Genomic DNA, 4,007 nt, shown 5'->3' with positions numbered 1-4,007 from the left:
CTCCTTGATCATGTAGCCGCGATAACCAGCGCAAACAATGAAATCGGTCAACCCGTGCGCCGCATAGATCTTCATGATATGCCAAAGTAACGGGCGCCCGCCGATTTCGATCATGGGCTTGGGGCGAATGTGAGTTTCCTCGGAAATCCGCGTGCCGAGACCACCAGCTAGGATTACTGCTTTCATTGAATTTTCTTTCCGGCAAAATACATGCTTTGCAGATGGCCCGAGTTGACCGCACGCGCCGACCCTAGCATAACCTAGCCTCAACCCCACGTGCGGAGCGGACAGGGCATGGCCCGTGTAACGATTGGCGTTCCGGTGTTCAATGCCGAAAGCCTGTTGGAACGATCATTGGACAATCTCGCGGCCCAAACATTTCGGGACTTCAATATTATTGTTTTGGACAACGCCTCCACGGATCGCACCAGCGCGATCATAGAAAAATTTGTCCAAAAAGACACACGCTTTTCGCATCGAATTCAACCCTACAACAAAGGCTGCCGCCAGAATTTTGTCGATGTTCTGGCAATGGCTGAAACTCCCTATTTCATGTGGCGTGCGTACGACGATTATTCGAGTGTTAACTTTATCGACGAGCTGGTTCGCCTGCTGGACGCAACCCCCAACGCCGCATTGGCCGTTGGCCGTACTGTAATGGAAAAGCGAGGCCGCAGCCGGGTCAAAGTGTACCCACAACAGTGGCCCTCCGAACCCAATGACGTGTACGCGGCTCGTTTGGTGGTCCGCGCCCGTGCGGGATGGATTTATGGGCTCTATCGAACAAACGAATTGAGGTGGAGCCTAAATCACGTCGTCGCACACTTTGAGCACGTGCATGCATTTGACCCCTTGACCATCTTACCGTTTTTGATTCAGCGCCGGGTGGTAGGAACGGACAAAGCGGACTTTATTCAGGGCTTTGTCGATGTGGACAATGGTGCTCAGGAATCCGGCATTATCGATCCAGAAATGATGCAGAAACTGCGCGACGATTTTCGCCGCTATTGCAGCATCCACTTGCCTTCACTTGTCGGCACGCAAGCAGTAAGAGGACTGATGAAACCTGCGCTCTGGCACTACGCTGACAGGTCATATCGCTGGCTTAAGATTTTGAATGCGCGGACGAGAATGTTCTTCGGCGAAAAGCCTCATGCCCCAACAACAAAATACGACGCCGTGCCCGTCGCCGCGAACATAAGCTCCAACACGAACGAATAGCCTCAAGAGTATCCATCAATTATTTTCGTCTCGATCAGCTGGCCGCGTTTTCTTGGCTGCGCCAATAGTCCAGCGCCGCGGCAAGCCCGTCGTCCAGACTGACCGAAGGTCTAAACCCCACCTCATCCCGCAGCCTCGACACATCCGGAAATGACGCGGCTGGCTCATTCGGGCGATCTGGCAATGCCCCAATCGCAAGCAGTTCCGGTCGCCCTGACAACGTCGCCAGTTTTTTCGCGATCGATGCAATCGGCGCCGCATCCCCCGAACCAATGTTGACACACCCCCGCACATCCGACCGCGCTACAGCAGCGATGGCCGCCCCTACATCCCCCACATGCATAAAGTCGCGCAGCGCCTTTCCCGACGACATTTTGGCCGTCTCACCCTTGACGAACGACCGGCACAAAGAAGACACCAACCGCGCCGGATGTTCGCCATCCCCATAGAGCATAAATACACGCGTCCACACGAACGAGTGCCCCAGAGATAAAGCCAACGCCTCAATCGTACGCCGTGCTGTATCTTTGGCCAACCCATAGACCGTGTCAGGCTCAATACGTGACGTGAGTTCGCAAAACGGTGATGCAGCGTCGGGCGCGTATTCCGCTCCTGTCCCAACGCCGACAAACCGCGATGCCCCGCGCGAATAAGCTTCCTGCGCCAGGAATACCGAGGCTGCCACCCAATCCGCATTCGCAGGCGCGGCCCAATACTTGCCGTGCTCAGTGTACCAAGCGCAATGAACCACAATTTGCGGCGCCACGTCAGTAACGAGCTTGACGACCTGCTCACGAGATAGCAGATCCACCGTCTGCCAATTGACCCCGGTTAACTGCGGGCTCTGCACGTTGCGGCCACAAGCGTAGACCTCGACGCCAGTGCGAGCCAATGCAGACGAAACATGGCGGCCGATGAAGCCGTTAGCGCCGGTGACCAGGATACGGGCCATGTCTCCCACTGTGCAAGTTACCTCCGGTGTCATTCTTCTGCTTGCCCACCAATCCGGGGCCAGCGCCATCCGATCTCGGCACGAACGCGCTTGGCCCATGAAAGTTTTGGTACGACCGCATTCTCACCCCAGGCTAGACGAGCAAGTTTTAATCGTTTGGCAGCGCTGCCGGCTTGATAATGGTGCGTCCGGTTGTCGGCGATCAGTAATCCTTCTTGCTGACCGGAGCGAAACGTTCGGCTGATCGGCCATCCGTCAGTGGACCAAGCCCTTCCATTGCGATCGACCAAAAGAGGAACCAGTCCCCGAGCAACGATTTGTCGTGTTAGGCTTGCTGTGCCGGCTTCCAGCCGGTTTGTGTCGGCCTTCGTTTCCAGTGAGCCAGTTTCTATGGCGTTAAAGAGCACCCTATCGATCATGAACGCGTTAGTCCGCACGTTGACATTTGGAAACGACAGACCTGGTATCGTCTCGTAACTGCCCGTCGCCGCGACAACGCCGGTTTGCGGCACGCGATCAAAGGCCGATAGGTAGTGTGCAAGCCAATTCGGCGCCAGAATTCTGCTGTAGGAGTTCAGAAACAGAAAACGATCATGGTCGAAATTGTTCGCCGCTTCACGATAAACGTTCAAATCGTACCTCGTGTCAGACGTTCTGAACACGCGAACAGGACAAGCCAGTCGATCACGAAACTCATCCAGCGCTGGATCGTCCTGCTCGTTTGGAAACTCCTTCAGCAGGTAGATAAGATCGAAATCGGCTCCAGCTGCATTACGTGCTAAGCTGTCGAGAAACGGCCAACTCCATTTTTTGAAATTGTGCCACCGGGAAAGGTAAACAACAGCCGTGCGACCTCGCCCACTACTCACGCGCGGCCCCTGGCCGACTGAAAAGCGTCGCGGCAACGCAATGCGTCACCGCAGCCTTGTGGGGCGCTCGCGGGACTAGTAGAACGCAAGCTTTGGCGCAGCCGTTTTGGTAACCACCCGCGCCGCGAATCCTCTGTCAACATTCTCCCATCGCCTGTATGTAGGACGGTATCATCATGCGCCCAGTCAAACTCTTGCCATCCTTCGATCTACTTGTCAAAATGATCGAACAATCTGGGTCCGCGAAAGCCGATTTTTTCGGGTTCGACTTCAAGGAGGACGGTCTTTTCCTGCAGCAGGACCCCGAGGAGTACGCCGCGTTCGTAACCTACATGGTCAACAACGTCCCACCGGCATCGCTGTCGTTGGACATTGGGACAGCGGCCGGCGGCCAGACGAAGTTCCTCAGGGACTATTTCTCCGCCGGCAGAACGATCGTAGTCGACGACGGCCAGCACGCCGACTTTGCACAGTGGCGCCGGATAAAACCTCTCGTCAACAGCGAGATTGTCCTCGAGATCATCGGAGATTCTCACGCTCCTAGTACGCGCGAGAAACTGATGCCCTACCGGGGCCAAGTCGACGTCGCGTTCGTCGACGGTGATCACAGCTATCGCGGCCTGCGCAAGGACATCTTCCTGACCAAGGAACTACTCAAGCCAGGTGGCTACATGATCCTGCATGACACAACGACGGTGCGTGGCCTCCGGCGCGTCTTCGAAGAGCTTCTGGACTCGTCCGATTTTGAACTCTTCCGCAACTTCGCGAACCGCTTTGGCATTTCAGTCTGGAAGATGATGCGCGTGAAGAGGATGCCAAACGCAATCAATCGGGCGCTTGGTATCGGACGCATCTGAACGCCTCAAGCATCAAACATAATCACCGAGCGCGCCAACTCGCCGCGCTTCAGTTCCGCGAACCCCTCGTTCACTTCGGAAAGCTTGATCCGCCGTGAGATCATCTGG

The 4,007-nt window shown here is 55.8% G+C and carries 6 protein-coding genes; 2 read left to right on the top strand and 4 right to left on the bottom strand.

The features are described from left to right. On the bottom strand, positions 1-186 hold a 186-nt coding region (locus SGJ19_04250), incomplete at its 3' end, for an NTP transferase domain-containing protein (protein ID MDZ4779446.1). A 108-nt stretch (positions 187-294) separates the two neighbouring features. On the opposite strand from SGJ19_04250, the gene SGJ19_04245 reads away from it, so the two are divergent. Further along, positions 295-1,221, top strand: a complete 927-nt coding sequence (locus SGJ19_04245; GenBank protein ID MDZ4779445.1) for a glycosyltransferase family A protein — start codon at positions 295-297, stop codon at positions 1,219-1,221. A gap of 34 nt (positions 1,222-1,255) precedes the next feature. On the opposite strand, the gene SGJ19_04240 is transcribed toward SGJ19_04245, so the two are convergent. Beyond that, complete coding sequence (locus SGJ19_04240; GenBank protein MDZ4779444.1) at positions 1,256-2,173, bottom strand: NAD(P)-dependent oxidoreductase; 918 nt, start codon at positions 2,171-2,173, stop codon at positions 1,256-1,258. A 29-nt stretch (positions 2,174-2,202) separates the two neighbouring features. Next, a complete protein-coding gene (locus SGJ19_04235; GenBank protein MDZ4779443.1) occupies positions 2,203-3,042 on the bottom strand; it encodes a hypothetical protein in 840 nt (279 codons plus the stop codon). A gap of 221 nt (positions 3,043-3,263) precedes the next feature. Between SGJ19_04235 and SGJ19_04230 the strand changes: the two genes are divergently transcribed. After that, a complete protein-coding gene (locus SGJ19_04230) occupies positions 3,264-3,899 on the top strand; it encodes a class I SAM-dependent methyltransferase (GenBank protein ID MDZ4779442.1) in 636 nt (211 codons plus the stop codon). 5 nt (positions 3,900-3,904) lie between these two features. On the opposite strand, the gene SGJ19_04225 is transcribed toward SGJ19_04230, so the two are convergent. Continuing rightward, the coding region (locus SGJ19_04225; GenBank protein MDZ4779441.1) for a hypothetical protein at positions 3,905-4,007 on the bottom strand (103 nt) is incomplete at its 5' end.

The sequence above is a fragment of the Planctomycetia bacterium genome, from assembly GCA_034440135.1.
GTDB lineage: Bacteria > Planctomycetota > Planctomycetia > Pirellulales > JALHLM01 > JALHLM01.
Note: the sequence above shows the minus strand (reverse complement) of the source record. Positions and strands in the feature narration are given on the sequence as shown.